A 19,826-nucleotide genomic window follows, 5' to 3' on the forward strand; every position below is an offset into this window, starting at 1 on the left:
CCTCTCCCGTTGCTCACTGGCTTAACTGCTGGTGCTCGCCCGCTTGCGGGAAAGCGCGTCAACGCTCGCGGCAAGCAGCAGAACGGTGCCGGTGACAACGTACTTCACACCCGATGTGTAGCCCATCAGCCCCATGCCGTTGTCAATCACAGCGATTACAGCGCCACCGAGAATGGCGTCGAGCACGCGGCCCTTGCCACCGAAAAGGCTTGTGCCACCAATGACCGCGGCACCAACGGCGTAGAGCAAAACGTTTGAGCCACCGGTGTTCGGGTCGACCGAGGTCGCCCGGCTCGCGGCGATGATGCCGCCGACAGCGGCCAGTCCCGAGCAGATGACGAAGGCGGAGATGCGCATCAAGTCCACATTGATACCGGCTCGCCGGGCGGCTTCACGGTTGCCACCCACGGCGTAGAGGTGCCGTCCATAAGCGGTGCGGTGCAACAGGAAAGTTCCAGCGATAAGCAACACCACGATAAGGGGTACTACGTAAGGCACTCCCTTAAGCGAGGATATGAGCGCATTACGGCTGCGTTCCTGGTTGAGCACATACACCGCCGTCACCGTCAGCACGGCGAGGGCACCGATCCGCAGCGCCAGCACGTTCCACGACGGAGCCGTGGCTTGCCGCGCGCGGCGGCGAACCGCCGAGACGATCTGAATAGCGGCGTATCCCAGGACCCCAGCGCCAGCCACGATCCAGCCGAGCAGCGGCGGCATGTTCTTGTTGGCCAGCGCGACGATGACCTCATCGCGCACCGGGACGATATTGCCGTCCTTGACGATGAGCAGCACGATCCCCTGGAAGGCAAGGAATGCCGCCAGGGTTACCACAAACGACGGTATGTTCAGCTTCGCTACGAGGAATCCTAGTATCAGCCCGATCACCAGTCCTGTGGCGATCGCGATGCCAACGCTTGCGTACCAAGGGAATTGCTGCTGATCGAGGGTGATCGCCAGGACAGCGGCACACACGCCAGAGGCGAAGCCAGCGCTGAGGTCGATTTCCCCTAGCAGCAACACGAAGACGAGACCCATGGCGATGACCGTGACGGCCGCGCCCTGGGTGAACAGGTTGGCGAAGTTACCGGCGCTGAAGAATCGCGGCCGCATGATGGTGAAAACGGTGCACAGCACCAGCAGCCCGGCGATCGCCGGAAGCGCGCCGAGGTTGCCCCTGCGGACCGAAGCGAACCACTCTCTCATTACTGGGCCAGCCCTTCACTGCGGCCAGACGTGATGAGCTCGACGACCTGGGCATGGGTTATGTCGGTGGTTTTGACTTGCGCCACCATCTGTCCTAAGTAGAGGGCGGCGATCCGGTCGGACACCGCGAAGACGTCGTTCATGTTGTGCGAGATGAGCACCACGGCCAGCCCGTTGTCGGCCAGCTGGCGCACCAGCTCAAGCACCTGCGCCGTTTGCGCGACGCCCAGAGCCGCGGTCGGCTCGTCCAGGATCACCAGTTTGCTGTTCCACAGCACGGCCTTGGAGATCGCGACGATCTGCCTTTGGCCACCCGACAGGCTCGACACCGGCTGGCGCACACTGCTTACCGTTTTGACCGACAGCCCCGCGAGGGTCGCCGTCGCGAGCGCTTCCATTTCTGGCTCGTCAAGCACCCAGCCCCGTTTGCGTTCCCGTCCGAGGAACATATTCTGGACGATGTCCAGGTTGTCGCAGAGCGCCAGATCCTGATAGACGATTTCGATGCCCAGCTGCGCCGCGTCGCGCGGGCTGTGCACCTGCACCGGGTTGCCTTCGTAGAAGACTTCGCCACTGTCGATTTGGTGCGTTCCACCAACACACTTGACCAAAGTGGACTTCCCGGCGCCGTTGTCGCCGACCAGAGCGGTCACCTCACCCGCGCGGACCGTCAAAGCGACGTCGCGGAGCACATGCACGGGACCAAAACTCTTGTTGATCCCGCGCAATTCGAGGAGGGGTGCTTGCACGTTTGCGTCCTTTCATCGCAGTGGCCCGGGCCGTAACCCGGGCCACTGTAATAGCGGGCGGTCTAGCTGATCCCGGCCTCGGTGCACTTGGCCGCGAACGCTGCCGTGCACAGTTCGGCCTTGGTGACGAAGCCATCGGCGATGACTGCCTTCACCGAGTCGAAGTAGATCGCCTGCGGCTCCAGCAGAACCGACGGCACCTCTCGCTTCGTCTCCGGGTCGATCACCTTCTGGGAGACCGGCTTCTTCGTTCCCTTTGCCAGGCCGATAGCCAATTCCGCGGCGGCGTCGGCTTCCTTCTTGATCGCCTTGTAGACGGTCATGCACTGGTCGCCCGCAAGGATGTTCTGCAGACCCGCGACCGTCGCGTCCTGACCGGTCACCGGAACCTTGCCGTTGAGGTTGTTCTTCTTCAGCACGGTGATCGCGGCGTTACCGAGACCATCGTTCGCCGCGAGCACGCCATCGATCTTGCCGCTGGCGCCGGTCAGCATCTGCTCGAACATCGTGGCACCGGTGGCGTTGTCCCAGTCAGGAACGGACTGGTCGGGGCCCTTGGTGTATTCCTTGCTGTCGAACTTCGGCTTGAGGACCGAGTCGTAGCCATTCTTGAACAAGGTGGCGTTGTTGTCAGTCGGCGAACCATTGAGGTAGGCGACGACGGGGTTGGCCACCTTCTTGTCGGTCAGGCACTTGGCCAGACCGGTTCCCTGCAGTTTGCCGACGGCCTCGTTGTCGAAGCTCACGTAATATTCCGCTGATCCCCCGAGGGTCAGCCGGTCGTAGTCAATAGTGGCGACGCCTTGCGCTTTTGCCTTCTCCAGCACGGCCTTGCCGCTGCCGGAGTCGAGGTTAACGATCATCAGCACGTTCGCGCCGTTGGTGATCATCTGCTCGGCGATAGTCTGGAAAGCGCCCTTGTCGTTCTGCGCGTTCTGGATGTCATAGTCGACGCCTGCGGCCTTGAAGGCGGCTTCAAGGTACTTACGGTCCGCGGTCTCCCAGCGGGCCGACGACTTGCTGTCGGGCAGGATTACCCCGATCTTTGGCTTCTTGGCTTCGCCTGGGCCAGCATCTTCGCCACAGGCGGCCAGACCACCGAGCGCCAGCATTCCGGCGGTCAGGGCCAGGATCGTCTTGCGCATGGTGCTCAGATCCTTCCTTAGGGATTTATTTAGGGCTGTGCATCAGCGCGACCGGTCGCTGCCGAGGGTTTTGTTGTGAGCGACAACGTATGTTCAGCCGCCGTATTTCCGCAAGTCCCGAGTTTGTTGCCCGCGATAACAATTCAGCAACGCGCACGAAACGAGGGCCCGGGCGGTCGCCCGGGCCCTCGTTGGGAGCGGTCTAGGAGCAGGTCCACCTGAGCGGTCGTTCGTGCCCGTCAAGCCAATGCGCATAGCCAGCCATCGCCCTGCCGTCCGGCGACACCGCGACGATGGAAATCGTCTGCGGCTCGCTCGCGCCAGCGACTATTTGCCTCTTGCTGACGACCATGCTCCGGGGGCCATCGGTGATCGACACACCGCCTGGGGCAGGCTGGACGAGCCAGCCATGTCTGTTGATGCGGCCTTGTGGCGAATCACCCGTCGCACCTGTCCGAATATTGAGATACTTCGTTCCCTCCGAAAAGCTTCCCATAACGACGTAATCGCCTTCCAGCCAAACCCAGGGATAGCGTTCGGACGGATCGAGAATCTGAATCTCCCCGCTCGGGTGCCAGGCGACCGCCAGCCCCTCGGCCGGTTCCTTCGCGGCCGAGTCGGCCTTCGCGGCGATGCCCACGATCAAGCCATCGTCACGGATGGAGTAAGCCGTACCCGCGTTATAACCAGGTGGCAGCGGCAGAAACTCGGGCTCCCTGTCGAGGTCACGCCACACGGCTGGCCGGAAGTCGGACGAGCCTGCCGCCACGTTGGACGCGTTGATGGCGACCGGGTGGGGCCACACACCGCGCATCGGAACCTGTTTGCCGTCGCGGACGTAGAACGCCCGGCGGGCCAGTGGACCGTCAACGTAGCCATTCGCACCCACAGCGACTCCGTTGATGTTCATCGCCCGGATGCTGGCTGGCAAACGCCCGACCGGGAAAACCCCCGTCACCACACCGTCGGTCCAAATGAGAGAGTGGACCTCCTGGCCGGAAATCGCCGTCCCGTATAGATATTTGCCGCTGGGATCACCGCCCCGAACCCGGCTTCTGGCGTCCTCCAATCCAGACGGAAGTGGCAGCAGCGCTGGCTGACAAGAGGCCGGCAACGACGGAGCCATAGGCAACGGGCTGACCGAAGGGGAAGGCGTCGCCGGTGGCTGCGGCGCACCGTCGCGGCCGGGTTTCAGCAAGGCGAGCCCACCTATGAGCACCGCCAGGAAGACGGCGACGGTGGCGGCGATACGGCGCTGAGCCTGGCGTCGGCCAGTTATTTGCTTCACTTGCCTGACATCCGGAGCCGGAGCGCCCATCCTGACTTCGTCAGCAAGCTGTTCCGACAATGCGGCTCTGCCACGGTGCAACCAAGATTTGACGGTACCCACCGGAACATCGAATTCCGCCGCGACGTCATCGACCGCCATGTCCACGAGATAGTGCAGGACAATCGCTTTGCGCTGGATGACGGGCAGTTTCTTGAGGGCGTTGATGATGTCGATGTTGGCTGGCGACAGCTCTGGCATCGTGTCCAGGGGACGTTGCCGCACGAGGTAGGCGGCGGCCACCTTCGCCCTGCGCCACCGCGAGGTCGCCAGATTGGCCGCCACACGGCGCACCCAGAACACCGGATTCTCATAGTTGACAAGCGCTTCCCAGCGCTGCCACGCGCGGACGAACGCCTCCTGCGCGATGTCCTGCGCTTCCGGCATGTCCGCCGTCAGTCCATAGACGATAGACACCGTATCCCGGAAGTTCGCTTGGTAGAAGCCGTCAAAATCCAGGTCAAAGCCTTGCGACGCCAATTTCACATTTCTCTAACACGCGGACCTCGAAAGCCAGGTTGCAGCATGCCGGGGAGTCTTTCACGCTCCCCGGCATTCTTGTTAGGCCGCGGCTCCCGCTAGCTCCTCCACGTGGTCGGCGATCAGGAGGTCGACGAGCTGTTGCTGGATCTCGTCATAGGCCGGATGGTGCCCGATCGTCGTGCGGTGGCGCGGGCGCGGGATCGGCACGCCGATGATGGTCCGGATCGACTGATAGGGCGGGTTCGACATTACCACGATGCGGTCGGCCAGCAGGATCGCCTCGTCGAGTCCATGCGTAACCATAAGGACCGTCTCGGTCTCACTCTCGTGCCCCCACAGCTCGATGAGCTGTTGCTGCAAGCGCGAACGCGTGAGCGCGTCGAGAGCGCCAAACGGCTCGTCGAGCAGCAACGTGCGCGGCCCAACCGCGAAGGCACGGGCCACGGCCGCCCGTTGCGCCATCCCGCCCGACACCTGACCGGGCCGCTTATTACGGTGCTCCCACAGGGAAACGGCTGTTAGGTACCGCTCGGTCATCTCATCGACGCGCTCGCGTTTCCAGTCCGGCCTGGCTTCCCGGACGGCGACGCGCACATTAGCGAGCAAGCTGAGCCACGGCAGGAGCGAATAGTTCTGAAACACCATCGCGCGGTCCGGGCCCGGTGCCGTTACCGGCTGGCCGTTAACGAGCACGCTGCCACTGTCCGGTTTGGTTAGCCCGCCAACGATGTTCAGGAGGGTCGACTTGCCACAGCCGGAGTGCCCGATGAACGAGACGAACTCACCAGCCTGGATCGTCAGGTCGATCCCGCGCAGGACATCCTGCTGTTTAAAGGATTTGCGGATACCAGTGATCCGGATCGTCATGACCGCACCTCTTCCAGCGTCACACGCCGCGAAATCCTCAGCAGCACAGCATCGAGCGCCAAACCGATCACTCCAATGCAGACAATGGCCGCGACGACTTTGTCTAGCTCCAAAGCGTTGTAGGAGTTCCACACGAAGTAGCCAATGCCCGAGTTCCCCGAGAGCATTTCGGCCGCGATGATGACCATCCAGCCAATGCCCATCGACAACCGCAGTCCCGTGATGATGAGCGGAAGGGCGTTGGGAATCAAGACATGCCAGAGGTACGCCAGCGGCCCGAACCGGAACACCTTGGCGACATTGCGCTGATCGCGCGGAATCGCCGCGGCCCCGGCCGCCGTGTTGATAAGAGTCGGCCATAGGGCCGTGATAAAGACAACGACCACCGCTGACACGCCAGCGTCTTTGATGATGTAGAGCCAGATCGGGAACCAAGCCAGTGGCGAGACCGGGCGCAGCACTTGCACGATGGGGTTCATGGCTTGCCACACCGGCCGGATCGCCCCCATCAGCAGCCCGAGGGTGATGCCGACGACCGCCGCCGCGGCGAATCCGAGGAACACGCGCTGCAGGGAGATGTAAAGGTGCAGCCCGATGCCTTTGTCGTTGGTGCTATTGGCGAACGGATCGCTCCACAACTCGCCCAGAGTCGTTGCCGCATCGAGCGGAGTGGGCACCGACTCCTCCCCGCTCGCGGCGAATTGCCACAACGCGAGGAACACGGCCAGGCCGACAAGCATCCAGCCAAAGCCCTTGAGCTGCTTAAGAATCCGGCCTCCGCCGCGCTTACGGGGGACGATGACCGCCTCTAGCGACGTTGTCGTCATGGGCGCTTCGCCTCCTCCGCCACCTTCGCCGGGTCAAACGTCGTGTTATCGAGCTTGACCACGAACGGTTTCATGTCGTCATCTGGCACTGGAACGTTTACCGACGCGGCTACCTTGGCGTAGTCATCGCGCAGGATCAGGCCGTCGGCCAGCTTGGCGTAATCAGGTGTCTCCTTCAGCAAACCGAACCGCTGATACTGGGCGAGCCACCAGTACACATAGGACCGTCGCGCCATCGGGACCATGCCGTCGCGGTAGAAGGTCATCTGGTCGCCGGTGAATGTCTTGCTGCCCAGGCCCACGCCCAGGTCATACTGACCGAGCAGGCGGCCTTCGATGTTCTTGGCCGGAGTGTTCACGTAATTGACCGGAGCCAGCAGTTCGGCCAGTTTCGGCCGGTTCGCCAAGTCGTCGAGCCACTTCTGTGCTTTGAGGACCGCCGCCATGACGTCGTGCAGGATGTCCTTGTCGTTGGTCAGTTTCGGGCCCACGACAAGGGCCTTCTCCGGGTGGTGCTGCCAGATGTCTTGCGTGGCAAGGTGCGTGAAGCCCACTCCGTTTTGGACGGCTACGGCGTTCCAGGGCTCACCTACGCAGTACCCCTCCATGTTGTTGGCGGTCATGTTGGCGACCATCGTGGGCGGTGGCAGTGCCGAGATCTGCACCTTGGACACGTCTGCCTTGGTCGCCTTGAGCCAATAACGCAACCAGGTGTCGTGCGTGCCGCCCGGGAACGTCATCGCCAGCTTCGGCGCCTCGCGTTCCAGCATCGCCTTGGCGGCGGCGAGGTCACCGTAACCGGCTGAGGAGTACGCCTTCTTCAGGGTGATGGCCTGGCCATTGTTGTTGAGCACCAAGGCGATTTTGAGGTCCATCGTGCCCGCCTTGCCGGCGATGCCGGTCGCCACCGCGAGCGGCAGGCTGAACAGGGCGTGAGCACCATCGATCTCGCCGTTGAGCAGGTTGTCGCGCGTCACCGGCCACGATGCCTGTTTGATTAGCTCGACGTCGAGGCTGCGCTCGGCGAACATGCCGAGCTCCTTGGCGACGATCAGCGGGGCGCAGTCGGTCAGGGCGATGAAGCCGAGCTTGACCTTCCGGACCGGTTTGCTGCTGCTTATGTTTTCAGGCGTTTTCGCCTGACTGTCGCCGATCGCGCAACCCGCCAGCGCGCCACCGGCGGCTGTCACGAGTGCCGCGGAACCGGCGAGGCTCAGGAACCTCCGGCGGTGCAAATTGTTGTCCATAGTGGGCGACGGTAGGGACGCTGCCGGCCGCCACCATTGCCGGTTAGTCAACAGCCCGTTATACCGCGCGCACATTCGCTGGTGACCGGGCGTGAGGGAGGTTTACGGCAGGCTATGTCTGCGGGCAACACCGCAGAAACCAGCCATCCCGAGTCTGTCGGCCATGGCAATGACGCTAACCGGCTACACGATCGCGATGTCCGGACCACAGTCCGGCCGCTTCCACGCCCATTTGCTCGGGCTAGGCGCGCTGTTATCCGAGCCATCGCGCCCGGCCTTACTCCGCCTCGTCGTCCAACGGCACGTCCACGCCGTCGCCTTCGCTTCAGCGCCTATGCTCGCCGCCTTGCTAAGCCTCTCTAACCGCACCGGCCTGCAAGCCCAAGTTCTCACCGCTTTCGCCAGCGATGTGATCGCCGCGGGCGATGCGGAGGCGGTCGCGACACTTTCCCAACGCGGGTTGCCGGTCTTAATAGGACGGCCGGTGCCAGCGAACGGGCAGGCCGGGATTGCCAGTGACGTCGCCGCCCAGCCGCCGCTTCGTCTTGCACGGCCGCTGCTGGAACACGCGCTCGCCGCGGCGTTGTGGGCACAGCGTCGCGAATTCACCGCTGGGAGGCTCCGGTTTGTGTTGCAGGGCAACGCTTTGCTCGTCGATGGCCGGGCCATAGCGCTCGACCCGCCTCTGGCCACCGTGTTGCGCGCGCTTGCCGATAGCCGTGGCGCTCCGGTGCCGAGGTCGACGCTGGCGAGACTGTCCGTCAGGCGGGTGGAACAAACGGTCAGCCAGCTGCGTACCGCACTCGGCGAACGCAGCTGGCTGATCGCGACAGTCTCCCGTCGCGGTTACCGCCTAGTGGTCGAAGGAGCAGCCACTAGTTAATGATCAGCGTGAAGGTGGTCGTGGTGTTCTTGATGTTCTGGAAGTTGTTGCTGAACACCAGGTTGGTGAAGGTGGCCGACCCGATCGCCGGGCCCTGTCCCGCTTCCGGCATCTCGTTGACCCAGATACCGAAACCAGACTTGGCGTCGAACGCGTCACCGCTCTTTTGCGCGCCCGAGATGCGGACCCCGTTGAACGTGGTGTCCGTGACCGCCTTCTGTTCCGGGTATTTGCTCTGGAACATGATGCCCGAATAGGTCGGGTCGACGATGTCGATGTCGATGAATCTCAGCGCCCGGTAATCATGGGTCGCCGCGAAGCACCAAATCGCGCCGAACGTTTGCCCGCCCCAGAAGTGCCCACCAGCCCGCACCAGCGAGATGCTTTGGAAGGTGGTTATTCCAGGCCCAAAGCCGACGAACGGATAACCGAAGTTCAGTGAACTGACGGTCAAACCGGAGTAGGTCAGCATGTCGGCGATGTAGAGGTTGCGGAAGGTGTTGTTGAACCCGCCGTAGACCGCCACACCCGCGGCACGCCACGTTAGTGTCGCGCTCAGGTTTTCGAACACGTTGCCGTTGTTGCCCACCGAGCCACCGCCATCGGTCGCGGAGAACAGCGCGAACGCGTCGTCGCCGTTGCCGCGGCCTTCGTTGTTGGAGATCAGTGAGTTGGTGGTGTCGTTGGTGAAGTTCACCGCGTCGGCGAAGGTGTTGCGGAACCGGTTGTTGGTGATGGTGATGTTGTTGTTGTGGACACCCCAGTAGGCGCAGACGGTGTGCTCGACCCAGGTGCGGTTGATGACCAGGTTCTGGTTGTTCATCAATTCGCCCCAGACCTTGCCCGGGCCGTCAATGCGGTTGGTGTAGTTGCCGAAGAACGCGAAGTCCTCGAACCGGGAGCCGTTGCCCGACGTCGGCACATCGAAACCGGCGTTGGTGTTCTCCTGCGACTGAGGTGTCTCGAACCGGGTGTACCACATACCGGCGCCAATAACGTTGGTCGCCTTGCCATACACCGTGAACTTGCTGGCCGTGCTGTACGTGCCGGCGGGCAGGTAGACACCAAGGGAGTTGGCGTCCTGACGGGCCGCGTCGAGCGCGTTCTGCACGTCCTGATGGGTGAATCCGGCTGGCACCTTGTAACGGGCCGGGTCCGGGTTCGCCCGCGGCGAGACCTGCTCCAGGTTGATGAAGTCAATCGTGGCAATGCTTTGCCCCGAGTCACGCTGCAACTTGATAGTCGAGCCCGCCGGGATCGACGAGTTCAGCATGATGTTGGCTTCGTCGTAAAGGTGCCGTGGCCCACCGGCTCCGGGCGAGTTGCTCGGTCCGGCTTCGGCTCCGTAGAGCCAGGCATACCTGGAGTTCAGCGTAATGTTCTTGTGGAAGGTGCCGTTGACGTAGATGCTCAGGTTCGTCGTGGTGCCTGTGCCACCGGCACTGTCCGGAATGGAGAACCGGGTAACCAGGGTGTTGGTTGGCGCCTTCGTCGTCCACTGAACATAAGACCCGGTGCTGTTCAGGGTCACGGCCCGGCGGCCGCTCGCCTCACCAGCGAGGTCACCGATCGTCCGGTTAGGACTGAGCACCGTAGCGCCACCGCCCACACTGCCGTCCTCGGCTTCGTACATGTCATAAGGCATGTTCGCGCCGCGGCCGACGAACAGGGAGGTGTTGCTCGTGTTGTTGCCCTGCTTGACGGGCAGCTCATTGCCGTCGTTGGCCAGCACGACACGGATCGTGAAACGGCCGTTGGCGGCGGTCCACGGACCCAGGTTCACCGGGCTGGCGCTAGCACCCGCGTTGATGACTCCGCTGACGGAGCCGTTGAACGTGGCGACCGTGCCGCCCGTGTCATTGAGCACCGTGAGCGTGATGCCGTGCGCTCCGCTCGCTGAATTGATCGTGCCCTGGTTGCGGACCGTCACCGAGAACGTCACGGCATTGCCGGAGGATGGGTTGCCCGGGCTCCAGCTGACCGTCGACACGAGGTCCGAACTCTGAACGGGCTGCACCACCAGGTTCGTGGCGCTCGTGAACGTGTTGTTGGTTTCGTTCTTCTCGACAACACTGTTGGCCTCATCGACCTTGGCACTGTACGGGTAGCTGGCCGCACTGCGCGGGCCGATGTTCACGCTGACCGTCGTTTGTGCCCCAGCGGCCAATGCCCCGACGTTCGCGGTGCCTGCTGGCTGAGTACCCCCGAGGTAGAAGTTGACGTTGGTCGCGCCTGACGCCACCTCACCGGCATTGCGCACGACGGCGCTGAGGGTGATGTTGTCGGTCTCCGACGGTGCGGCCGGGCTGAACGACAGGCCAGTGATGGTGAGGTCCGGGTTCGGCGCCGGAGTGCCGAAGACCTGGAACTCGGCGACCTGACCGCCGGGAGCACCGTTGTTGGAGTTGATTTGCAGCCTGACGTCGGCGACGGTTTGCGCGAACGGAATCGTGACCTGGTTACCACTGGCCGGGCTGAAGCTGTAGTTGGCCGCTGCGACCAGTTGGGTGAATCCACTGGCGCTCTGCTCGCGGCCGAACACCGTGATGTTCTGCGTGCGGGCACCCCAGGCGCTGTCGGTGTTGAGCTTGACGACAATCCGGTCCGTCACGTGGTTGGAGCCGAGCAGCACCGTCAGGATACCGGGAACGCCGTTGCTCTCCCAGTAGGTGGCCGTGCTGTCGTCAACCGCGTTCGTAGCGGCGAACGTGTGAATGTGGTGGTTCTCCGTCACCGGCTTGCCTTGCGCCACATTGCTTCCCGGCGGCTGGGTGCCGGTCCGGGTCACCGTGTTGCTGTTGGCGGACTGGTTGTTGGCCGCGTCCTTAGCCTTGACGTAGTAGCTGACCGTGGCCGTGTCCGGCTGACTGTCGGTGTAGGTCAGTGTCGTGCCGTTGACGGAAGCGCGCAGCGCCCCGTTGGCGTAGATGTCGTAGCCCGTCACGCCCACGTTGTCGGTGGAAGCGTTCCACGTCAAGCGAATCTGGCCACTCGCGGGCAGCGTGTAGGCCAAGTTGGACGGTGCTGTCGGCGCCTGCGTGTCACCCGACTGTCCGGTGCGGGTGACGCTGTTGCTGTTGCCCGACTGGTTGTTGGCCGCGTCCTTGGCCCGCACGTAATACGTGACGGTGGCCGTGTCGGGCTGGTTGTCGACAAACACCAGCGTCGTCCCGTTAACGGAACTGCGCAGCGTGCCGTTGGCGTAGATGTCATAACCCGTCACGCCCACGTTGTCGGTGGAAGCGTTCCACGTCAAGCGAATCTGGCCACTCGCGGGCTGCGTGTAAGCCAAGTTGGACGGTGCCGTCGGCGGCTGGGTGTCGCCCGTGCCCGGGCCATAGACCTCGAACTCGGCGATCTGGCCCGCTGGCCAGCCGGTGTTCGCGGTGATGTTCAGCCGCACATACCGCGTTGTCGTGGTGTTGAAGTTGATCGTCACGGTGGGACTGAAGTTGTAGCCCGCGCTCGCGACGATGTCGGTGAACGACGTTCCGTTCGTACTTCCTTGCACAGCCAGGGTTTGCGTGCGCGCGCCCCAGCCGGAGGGAATCTTCAGGATCAGCTTGTTGATGGCCACGGAAGCACCGAGGTCGACCTGAAGCCACTGTGGGAACGCGTTATTCGCGCTCTCCCAATAGCTGCCCTGATTGCCATCGTTGGCGTTGCCAGCGGCATAGACGTCGGAGTGGCTGCTTTCGGCCATCGCCTTGCCCTGCGCCAGGTTGCCCGTTGACGTCGACGTCCCGTAGATCTCGAACTCGGAGATCTGCGCCGCCTGCCATCCGGTGTTAGCCGTGATGTGCACACGCACGTAACGCGTCGTGGCGGCTGGGAAGTTGATCGTCGCCGTGGGGTTGAAGACCACACCAGCACTGCTGACGATGGTTGAGAAGCCTGAGCCGTCAAGGCTTCCCTGCACACTCAGCGTCTGGGTCCGCGAACCCCAGCCGGCTGGAAGCTTCAGGATGATTTGATCGATGCTCGTTGGGCTGCCGAGGTCAATCGTGGCGTGCTGAGGGAACGAGTTATTCGTACCCTCCCAGTAAGTGGCCTGGTTGCCATCGTTGAGATTGCCCGCCCCATAAGGGGCGTTGGTGCTGCTGACTGCCGCGGGTTTGCCAATGGAAAGGTTGGGGCCGCCTGCCGCCGCGGCCGGAAACGGCGCGACGGGGAGCAACAGGCTGGCCACGGCAGACGCCGCGATGACCCGCCAAGTGCGCTTGGATCTCATGACATTCCTGTCTCGTTAGGACGGACGAGGGTTAGGGCCGAGCGGAATGCCCCTCTCTCCCTCCCATGCAGTAGTTGCATTGGGAAGCAAAGATTCGAACCTAGTTTTGCATGAAAATTGCGCTGCGTTGGCCAAACGTTACAGACGTGCTTCGGTCACGTCAACGGTGAGTATCTATTGTGGATAAATCGGGCACGGGGCCCTTACGCAGGCTGTTTGTAGGTCGCTTTACCGCTTGCGCAGCCGGTCAATCAGCAGAAATAGCGCCGCGGCACCACTCATGACGGACAGCGCACCGAACCCGATGATGCCGGCCAGACGCCACGGCACACGCCACAAATTGCTCTCGATTAACAAGGCGGCTGACCCACACACGATGGCGAGCGTGCAGAACGCGATCGGCGCCCCGAACCGGACCGTCCTAACCGGAGGAGGCGGAGGCGTGCCCTCAAGGCGGGCCATAACATGCGCCATCGCCTGGTCAATGCGGATGGTTTCGACCACGTCAGTGGCGAGCACCTGCTCAAACTGATCCGGCCTTAAGTTAACCGTGTCCCAGCGATCCTGCCCGGCCTCTTCCCGCATGCCCTACATGGTCCAGAAATCGAGCGGGTGCGCAACCACGAACCGTCTGCGATAGGTTGTGCAGACGGGTGAACACTGCTGGGGAGCCGTAGATGATCTCACAAGAACAACTGAACGGAATCGTGCGCCGCTGGGCGGTAACGGAATCGTTCCAGCGCGGCTACGAGTGCGAGCCGCACCTGAACGAGTTCGACAAAGGCTGGGTTGTCTGGGCGCCCTACCCGCCGCAACACCGGCAGGACCTCCCGCCGGGCAGTGGCCAGACCTACATCATCGACCGGGAAACCGGTGACATCACCATGATTCCGGGCGTTCCCGACATCGTGGCCCGCGAGATGTACGTTCCGCGCAGCGAACCGGAGGTTTCTTCCTTTCGGGCGCCAGCCATCCCTTTAAGTGAGCGCCAGCGCCGAGCGGCCCTTCTCGAAGCGGAACTCGTGCGTTATTTGAACGGCCAGCCGTTCCGGCTCCCGCACGTCGCCGCCGAACTGACCGTCAACGGGACCGCCTTCACCGCGGTCGGGCACACCGACGACGCGACCCCGGCCCACCACCCGCTCGTGTGGCAGGCGTTCAGCTCCATCGCCCCGGGCAACCGCAATCGTGGCGCCGAGCGGCACGCTGAACTCATCGCCTTATCCAAGGCCCTGTTCGCTTTCTTCGGCAGCGACATCCCACCGCTGGACCAGGTTCGCTCTCTGCTCGGCACCGCCTCGGTGCGGCTGCGGGCCTTTACCGAAGGCTCCGACCCCGATGATCCCCAGCCGGGGTTCTCTTGCCATACGGTCCGCGCGGTCCTTCTTTCCTTGGGGGTACCAGGTAATCCGCCGCCAGACCTCATGGCCCCTCCGCTGCCGCCTAAGGAAACCGGTGACCTGAGCTTCGTCAAGCAGCTCATCACCGATTCCCTCGTGCACACCGCCTTAACGCCAGGGCTGCGCCACCAGCTGCCCGTCCTGCCGTTCCTGCCGGAGCTTCTCGCGCCCTACGGCACGGTCTATGGCGTGCTTCAGAGCGCACCGGCGGCCGCCCAGCGGGTCGAAGGCTTCACGCTCAACACGGAAATGTCCGTCCCGCTCGCCGACACCCTCGGCGACGCGAGCGTCCACATTGGAACGCGCCTCTTCCCGATCGGTGAGGAAGGCGCTGGTCACACAGCCGTGCTCGCCATCGACGAGGGACAGCGCGTGTTCATCGTGGACCACGTGGGCATCTGGTATGTAGGGGCCAACCTCGACGAGGCGATGCAAGCGTTGCTAACCGGTGCCGCCACGCCACGTGTACGCGCCGACGGCACCTGGTAGCTACTCGTCTTCTGCCCCAGCGGGCTCCGGGACCTCAATCAATCCATCGTCCCGGACCCGCGCCAGCCGGGTTCCCTGGATCAGCGCGATCAGCGCCGTCTCCACGTTCTCGCCAGCGAACCACTCGCCCGCCTGGTCCAGAACGAAAACCATGCCGCGCGCGTCGATAGCGAGGATCCCGTCGCCACCGGCCTCGACCCCAAGGGGCGCAAGCGGAAAGCCAATCACCTGAGCGAAATCCGCGAGCGACATCCCGGCTTTGCCCGCCAGATCGGGTGCGAGCTCAAAAGGCCGCACCCGGTGGGTCACTCCAGGCCCCCTTCGGGTGACCACCAAATAGGGGTACGCCTCGAGCGCCGCCCGAACAGCCTCGAGCGGCTCATGACCGAAGTCGTCGGCCAGCACATCAAGCGACAACTGCGCCCACTCGGCCCGCGACACGGGACGGTCACCGATCATCGGCTGCTGGCCAAAGCCACCCGCCGCGAGCGCCGCCGCCACATCAGCCGGAAACCGTTCCAGCTCAGGCGGAATGCCCATCACCGGCAACCCCGGATCGGGCTGGCGCACCGCTGACGCTGGCGCGATCCCAAAGTGCGCCCACGCCTCAAGACACGAATCGCACGGCTCGGCTGGCCCGCCCGCAAGCGGATCGCCTTCCTCCCGCACGTAACGCAGCTCCACACTGGACAGTCCACGAGCCACCGCTCGCGCCTGGTCCAGATCCACCGGCGGCTGACCCGTCAGGGTCGCCTCGTGCTCCATGTCGTGCAGCCAGTCCGACACCACGATCAGCTCAGCGTGCCGGTAGGCACCGCGCACCAGATCGCCTGGCTCGTGATCGGTCAGCCAGTCGAGCACGAGCGGATGGTGGCGTACGACCTGGTCGCCCTTGGCCCCACTCGCCCTCCGGAGAACACCGTCGGCGAACGTCAAGTGCGCCACGGTTGTTGGCGTCGCTACGCGCCTGCCCATCCGGCGCAACGCCACGAAGGAATCCGCGGTCGCCGGTGCTGGCGGGCGCTGAAGGGTCTTCAGTTGATGCCGCTGACGGATCTCCTCAGGCGTCGCCGCCGGATAGGTCGTCAAACGAGCGGTCACCTTGTCAATAACGGTCCGCACCCCGGTGCCGATGATCGGCTTCGGCGGCACAGCCCACACCACGAAACACTCGGGGAACTCCGCCACCCTCGGCTGCCACGACGGCCCCGGTTTGCCTGACACATAAGCGAAGTAGGCTGCCACCTGTGCTGCATCCCGTGCCGTAACCGTCGTCATGCGACCTTCCCCGCTTTGCGCAACGCCAAGAACGCCCGGAACTTGGCGACATCGTCCACTGTGGACAGCTCACCGTTGCCCGGCCCCGGCCACACCACCAGCCCGTCGGTGGAGAAGTCCGTCCCCGGCACCCGTGCGCCAGCGCGTCCTCCAGACTCCGCCACCACGTGGACCGTCCCCGGATACCTCGCCCACACGAGCACACCGTTGAACTGCGCCCGCCGGTGGTACTCCGGCAACTCCCACCCCGACCGATACGCCTCCAGCAGCTGCTCTTCACTCCTGTTAGCGATAGTCAAGTCGGTCCTGGCGAGGCTTTCGTACTCCGAGGGATCCGCTTTCGGGTGAAGCTCGATAATATAGATTCTCTTCACTGGACTGTCCGGATCGGGACCCGAACGCCACGACTGCCAGATGCCCGTCACCCCATCGTCTGGCCCGAGGCCCGGCACCAGCGGGGAATGATCCCATCCGTAAAGCTCGCGAAGCTGGCGATAGGGGATCGCAGGCTCGCCCGCTGAAATATCGAGGAGGTCGAGCCAGTTTGCTGGGAGCTGCCCGAGATACTGAGGCGGAAATGGCGTGAACGTGTAGTTCTTCAGCGGCAGCACCGTATTGAAATCGCCCGCTGGCTCCAATGGCTTGTTTGTCTGCCATCCGGGCTCCGTGACGCGACGTGGCAACTGCGTCATGCCCTGCGTCGGCAGTAGGACCTTGTAGGTAAAGGCGACCGCTTCCAGCTCGGCCCCTGTCATCTGCCAATCGCCCTCATGAAGCGTCGCACGGATTTTGGCGAGCTTCTCATCCGGAATCCGCCCCGCCAACCGCAAGATCATCTCATGCAGATTCATGTACATCTCAACCACACCAGGGTTCTGGTGTTCTGGCACGAGATAGCTCCGGCCCATGTGCGTCACTCACTCTCTCCGGGTGCTTCGCCCTCCCGCATGATAATGACCCTGAACCGCGGATTACCGTCCGCGTCATCTCGCCACTCGTCTGGGAACTTCTCTAGCGCCATCATTTCCTGCCGCAGCCTCTCGGCAGCCTCTGGATCATCCACACGGTGAACCTGTGAGCCCGGCGGCAGCAGAACTTCTTCTTGAAGTGGATAGACAGAGAACGGTGCGATATCGACGGACGCCTGGCCCGTGAGCTGATAAGCGACCAGCACGCGGTTTTCGTCGGTAATGGAGTCGTCGTTGCCCATAAAGATGATGGTCTGTGCCCTATCGACGGTGGTGCTCACCACCTTCGGCATAGGCTCTGGATCCCGGCTCGGCGAACCGTAGAGCGGGGACGTCTCATCCGGATCAAGATTCGCGCCATCACCACGATAGACGAGCCTTGGATTCTCTTCAGAGCCCTGGTGCGGCAGCTGCTGCGCCCCGTCCATGATCATGTCGGCGTGCCACTTCATCTCCGCGATAATGCCCGGAAGGGCCTCATCCAGAGCAGCATGGATGTCCACCACGGCGGCACGCAAGTCCGCTTGGGCCTGTGCAATCTCGCGGCCGACAGCACGCGCTGCCTCATCGTCGCCGCTGGCGAAGAGCGCGTGATTTAGCGCGACAGCCGCACGGTGACGCTGAAGTGCGTCCCGCCAGCGGTCGCCCGCTTCACCGTGCATGACGGCCCGAATTGACTCCGGGATGTGCCGGGGCTCCGCCTGTTCCGGCGTCCTTCCTCTCTCAATGGCACCGGTATACCTATCGAAGTACTTCTGCACGAGCTGCCGGGCTTTCCTGCCCACTTCTCGCTCAACCGCGGTGTCATCCGGTGGCTGAAGGTCCAACTCAGGCAGTGCCTCGGCGATGCGCCGCGCGCAGGGAGCGTCTTCCGACTCCATCCGTCCCGTGAGCGCACCATTGATGAGCCCGTAGCCGAATCCGGTGTAGACCGAGAACGAAATCATGTGCGCCATCGACAGCCGGTCCGTCAGCGCACGCACCGCTGCCGAGTCGTCCGGGTCGATTCCGTTGCGCTGCAACCATTCCCGCAAATGACCTGGGAAGTTGGCCGCATGCCTGCGCTCCGCCGCGGTAGTGGGCTCCTGACCATGAGCTCGCTGGAACTCCTGCAGAGCCCGTGTCGACACGTCACCCGTGGCCAGCATGTGCCATGCCTGTTGGGCGATTTGGCGCATCTGTGGCGTGACGTCGCTCAGAGTGCCGTCGAAGGCGCGCTCTAGGTAGCGAGCTTCGTGTGGCAGCAGACCGCGCCGCGATTGCGGATCGGGATGCGCCGTCTCGTCTTGGACTCCGACCTCGTCACGCAGGCTCGCCAGATCCATGCCGGTCATTTCGCGATACAACTCAACGACCGAGAGATCAGGGTACTGCTCACGGGTGACCCGCTCGATATCCGAAATCATTGCCGCGCGGTAGATCTCGGCCAGAGAGTGGTCGCGACACGGCAGCATCCACGCCATCAAGGCGTCCATGAATTGCTGCTGTTGATCAGCGTCCAAGCCCATTAGGCGCGCCGCTGTGAGCATTCGTGTGGTCGTCATCGAAATGCCCGCAGCGGTCGGGAATCCGCGTGCATCGAACTCTCGCAACCACTGCGAGTTCAGCTCAAGAAGCGTGTGCCCTTCCCGCCACGGCAACTGCTCCGCGTCGGTAAGTGGGCGGCCAAGTGCCTGCTCGATGAATGCGCGCTCGAATTCACCAAGTGGTGTGCCGAGGTCGGCGTAGTGCTGCGCGGTGTTGGCCATCGCCGCTTGCACCGCGGTATCACGATCGCCACGGCCATCGTGGCTGCGGCCGGTTTCAATGAGGTCCATCGCCGCATGGCTTGAAATCAGGCTGACGATGCCTTGTGAGAAGATGCCGCCCCAAGTGACTGGATCGCCTTGTGCGCGCTCACGGTTCGCATTGAGCTGTGCCCGGATGTCGTGCAAGACATCGGTATCGACGCCGGCCTGGCGTGCCAGATCATAATTGCCAGTCGCAATCACTGCCTGCAGCATGTTGGCGAGGGTCGAACCATGCCGGAAGGCATAAGCCGCATTGAAATACGCCGTCATCAGCTCACGGACGTTGCCTCGTTCCAGCAGATCGTCCATGCTGGTGTCCGCGCTGGCCTGCCCCGCGCTAGTCAGATCACTGGACCTTCCAGGGAAGAAGGCGTTGCGGATGTCGGCATCCGTTACAGGCACCAGCTCCCCGTTGGCGTTGACCTGACCGACGGCCTGCAGCGCCACCATCATGTCCCGAAGGCGGACAACCGAATCGCGGGCTGCTTGAAGCACAGCCGGATCGTTGAACAACCGCGCACCGACCGCCTGTTCGAACGCGAGCGCCTGCTCGGCCCAGCGAGGATCGTTGAAGAACTCCTCGTAACCAAACGGAATGCTGCCCGGTGCCAGACCGGCAGGGTCCGGCGGGCGGTGTGCCTGCGGACGCGACGGCGGCGGCCCACTCGGCGGCGGAGTCGATCCCGGCGCTTGGCTCGGCGGCGGTGTCTGCTGAGTCCCCTGCTGCTGAGTCCCTTGCTGGAACGCGATCCGCGGATCCACCGGTCCCGGCTCGTGTGCGTAGGCGATCCTCGGGTCGACCGGTGCCTGCTGCTGAACCTGCACGGGCTGTGTTTGCTCGGGGTCAGCCTTCTGCAAACTAACCTTCGGACTGACCTGCTGCGTCACCTCAGGATCAACCTGCTCAACCTGCACCGGCTGCGTCAGCTCAGGGTC

The 19,826-nt window shown here is 63.4% G+C and carries 13 protein-coding genes and 1 pseudogene; 2 read left to right on the top strand and 12 right to left on the bottom strand.

The features are described 5' to 3' along the window. Window positions 1-21: 21 nt before the first annotated feature. From A3E1_RS0114730 to A3E1_RS0114760, 7 genes are all read right to left on the bottom strand, one after another. Window positions 22-1,206, bottom strand: a complete 1,185-nt coding sequence (locus A3E1_RS0114730; RefSeq protein ID WP_020521549.1) for a sugar ABC transporter permease — start codon at window positions 1,204-1,206, stop codon at window positions 22-24. Next, complete coding sequence (locus tag A3E1_RS0114735; protein ID WP_020521550.1) at window positions 1,206-1,955, bottom strand: ATP-binding cassette domain-containing protein; 750 nt, start codon at window positions 1,953-1,955, stop codon at window positions 1,206-1,208. The genes A3E1_RS0114730 and A3E1_RS0114735 overlap by 1 nt, the downstream gene beginning before the upstream one ends. Before the next feature lie 62 nt (window positions 1,956-2,017). Beyond that, on the bottom strand, window positions 2,018-3,100 hold the full coding sequence (locus tag A3E1_RS0114740; RefSeq protein ID WP_020521551.1) for a sugar ABC transporter substrate-binding protein: 1,083 nt from the start codon (window positions 3,098-3,100) through the stop codon (window positions 2,018-2,020). Between the two features lie 202 nt (window positions 3,101-3,302). Continuing rightward, the gene (locus A3E1_RS45660; protein WP_020521552.1) at window positions 3,303-4,913 is read right to left on the bottom strand and encodes a SigE family RNA polymerase sigma factor; all 1,611 of its coding nucleotides are present in this window, start codon (window positions 4,911-4,913) and stop codon (window positions 3,303-3,305) included. Window positions 4,914-4,988: 75 nt separating this feature from the next. Beyond that, window positions 4,989-5,777, bottom strand: a complete 789-nt coding sequence (locus tag A3E1_RS0114750; RefSeq protein ID WP_020521553.1) for an ABC transporter ATP-binding protein — start codon at window positions 5,775-5,777, stop codon at window positions 4,989-4,991. Next, window positions 5,774-6,604: a nitrate ABC transporter permease gene (gene ntrB, locus A3E1_RS0114755; RefSeq protein WP_020521554.1), complete on the bottom strand. Its 831-nt coding sequence runs from the start codon at window positions 6,602-6,604 to the stop codon at window positions 5,774-5,776. Before ntrB ends, A3E1_RS0114750 begins: the two co-directional genes overlap by 4 nt. Continuing rightward, window positions 6,601-7,851 carry a CmpA/NrtA family ABC transporter substrate-binding protein gene (locus A3E1_RS0114760; protein ID WP_020521555.1) on the bottom strand — a complete coding sequence of 417 codons (1,251 nt, stop codon included), beginning with the start codon at window positions 7,849-7,851 and terminating at the stop codon, window positions 6,601-6,603. Before A3E1_RS0114760 ends, ntrB begins: the two co-directional genes overlap by 4 nt. Window positions 7,852-8,014: 163 nt before the next feature. Here A3E1_RS0114760 and A3E1_RS40315 point away from each other — a divergent pair, with 163 nt between their 5' ends. Then, window positions 8,015-8,734 carry a uroporphyrinogen-III synthase gene (locus A3E1_RS40315; protein WP_157631521.1) on the top strand — a complete coding sequence of 240 codons (720 nt, stop codon included), beginning with the start codon at window positions 8,015-8,017 and terminating at the stop codon, window positions 8,732-8,734. Here A3E1_RS40315 and A3E1_RS0114770 read toward each other — a convergent pair. Both A3E1_RS0114770 and A3E1_RS0114775 read right to left on the bottom strand, forming a co-directional pair. Further along, entirely contained in the window at window positions 8,727-12,965 is a 4,239-nt protein-coding gene (locus tag A3E1_RS0114770; RefSeq protein WP_020521557.1) for a discoidin domain-containing protein, read from the bottom strand. The genes A3E1_RS40315 and A3E1_RS0114770 overlap by 8 nt on opposite strands. Window positions 12,966-13,193: 228 nt before the next feature. Then, window positions 13,194-13,550 (bottom strand): hypothetical protein, encoded by a 357-nt coding sequence (locus A3E1_RS0114775; RefSeq protein WP_020521558.1) that lies wholly within the window; start codon window positions 13,548-13,550, stop codon window positions 13,194-13,196. A 92-nt stretch (window positions 13,551-13,642) separates the two neighbouring features. Here A3E1_RS0114775 and A3E1_RS44685 point away from each other — a divergent pair, with 92 nt between their 5' ends. Next, entirely contained in the window at window positions 13,643-14,854 is a 1,212-nt protein-coding gene (locus tag A3E1_RS44685; protein ID WP_020521559.1) for an SUKH-3 domain-containing protein, read from the top strand. On the opposite strand, the gene A3E1_RS46080 is transcribed toward A3E1_RS44685, so the two are convergent. The 3 genes and pseudogenes from A3E1_RS46080 to A3E1_RS0114795 form a co-directional block, all read right to left on the bottom strand. Further along, a complete protein-coding gene (locus A3E1_RS46080) occupies window positions 14,855-16,132 on the bottom strand; it encodes an SUKH-3 domain-containing protein (protein ID WP_020521560.1) in 1,278 nt (425 codons plus the stop codon). Then, window positions 16,129-17,040 (bottom strand): hypothetical protein, encoded by a 912-nt coding sequence (locus A3E1_RS0114790; RefSeq protein WP_157631522.1) that lies wholly within the window; start codon window positions 17,038-17,040, stop codon window positions 16,129-16,131. Before A3E1_RS0114790 ends, A3E1_RS46080 begins: the two co-directional genes overlap by 4 nt. Window positions 17,041-17,045: 5 nt before the next feature. Continuing rightward, window positions 17,046-19,826 (bottom strand): annotated as a pseudogene (locus A3E1_RS0114795) (hypothetical protein); the annotation flags it as partial.

This window comes from Catelliglobosispora koreensis DSM 44566 (assembly GCF_000379685.1).
Lineage (GTDB): Bacteria > Actinomycetota > Actinomycetes > Mycobacteriales > Micromonosporaceae > Catelliglobosispora > Catelliglobosispora koreensis.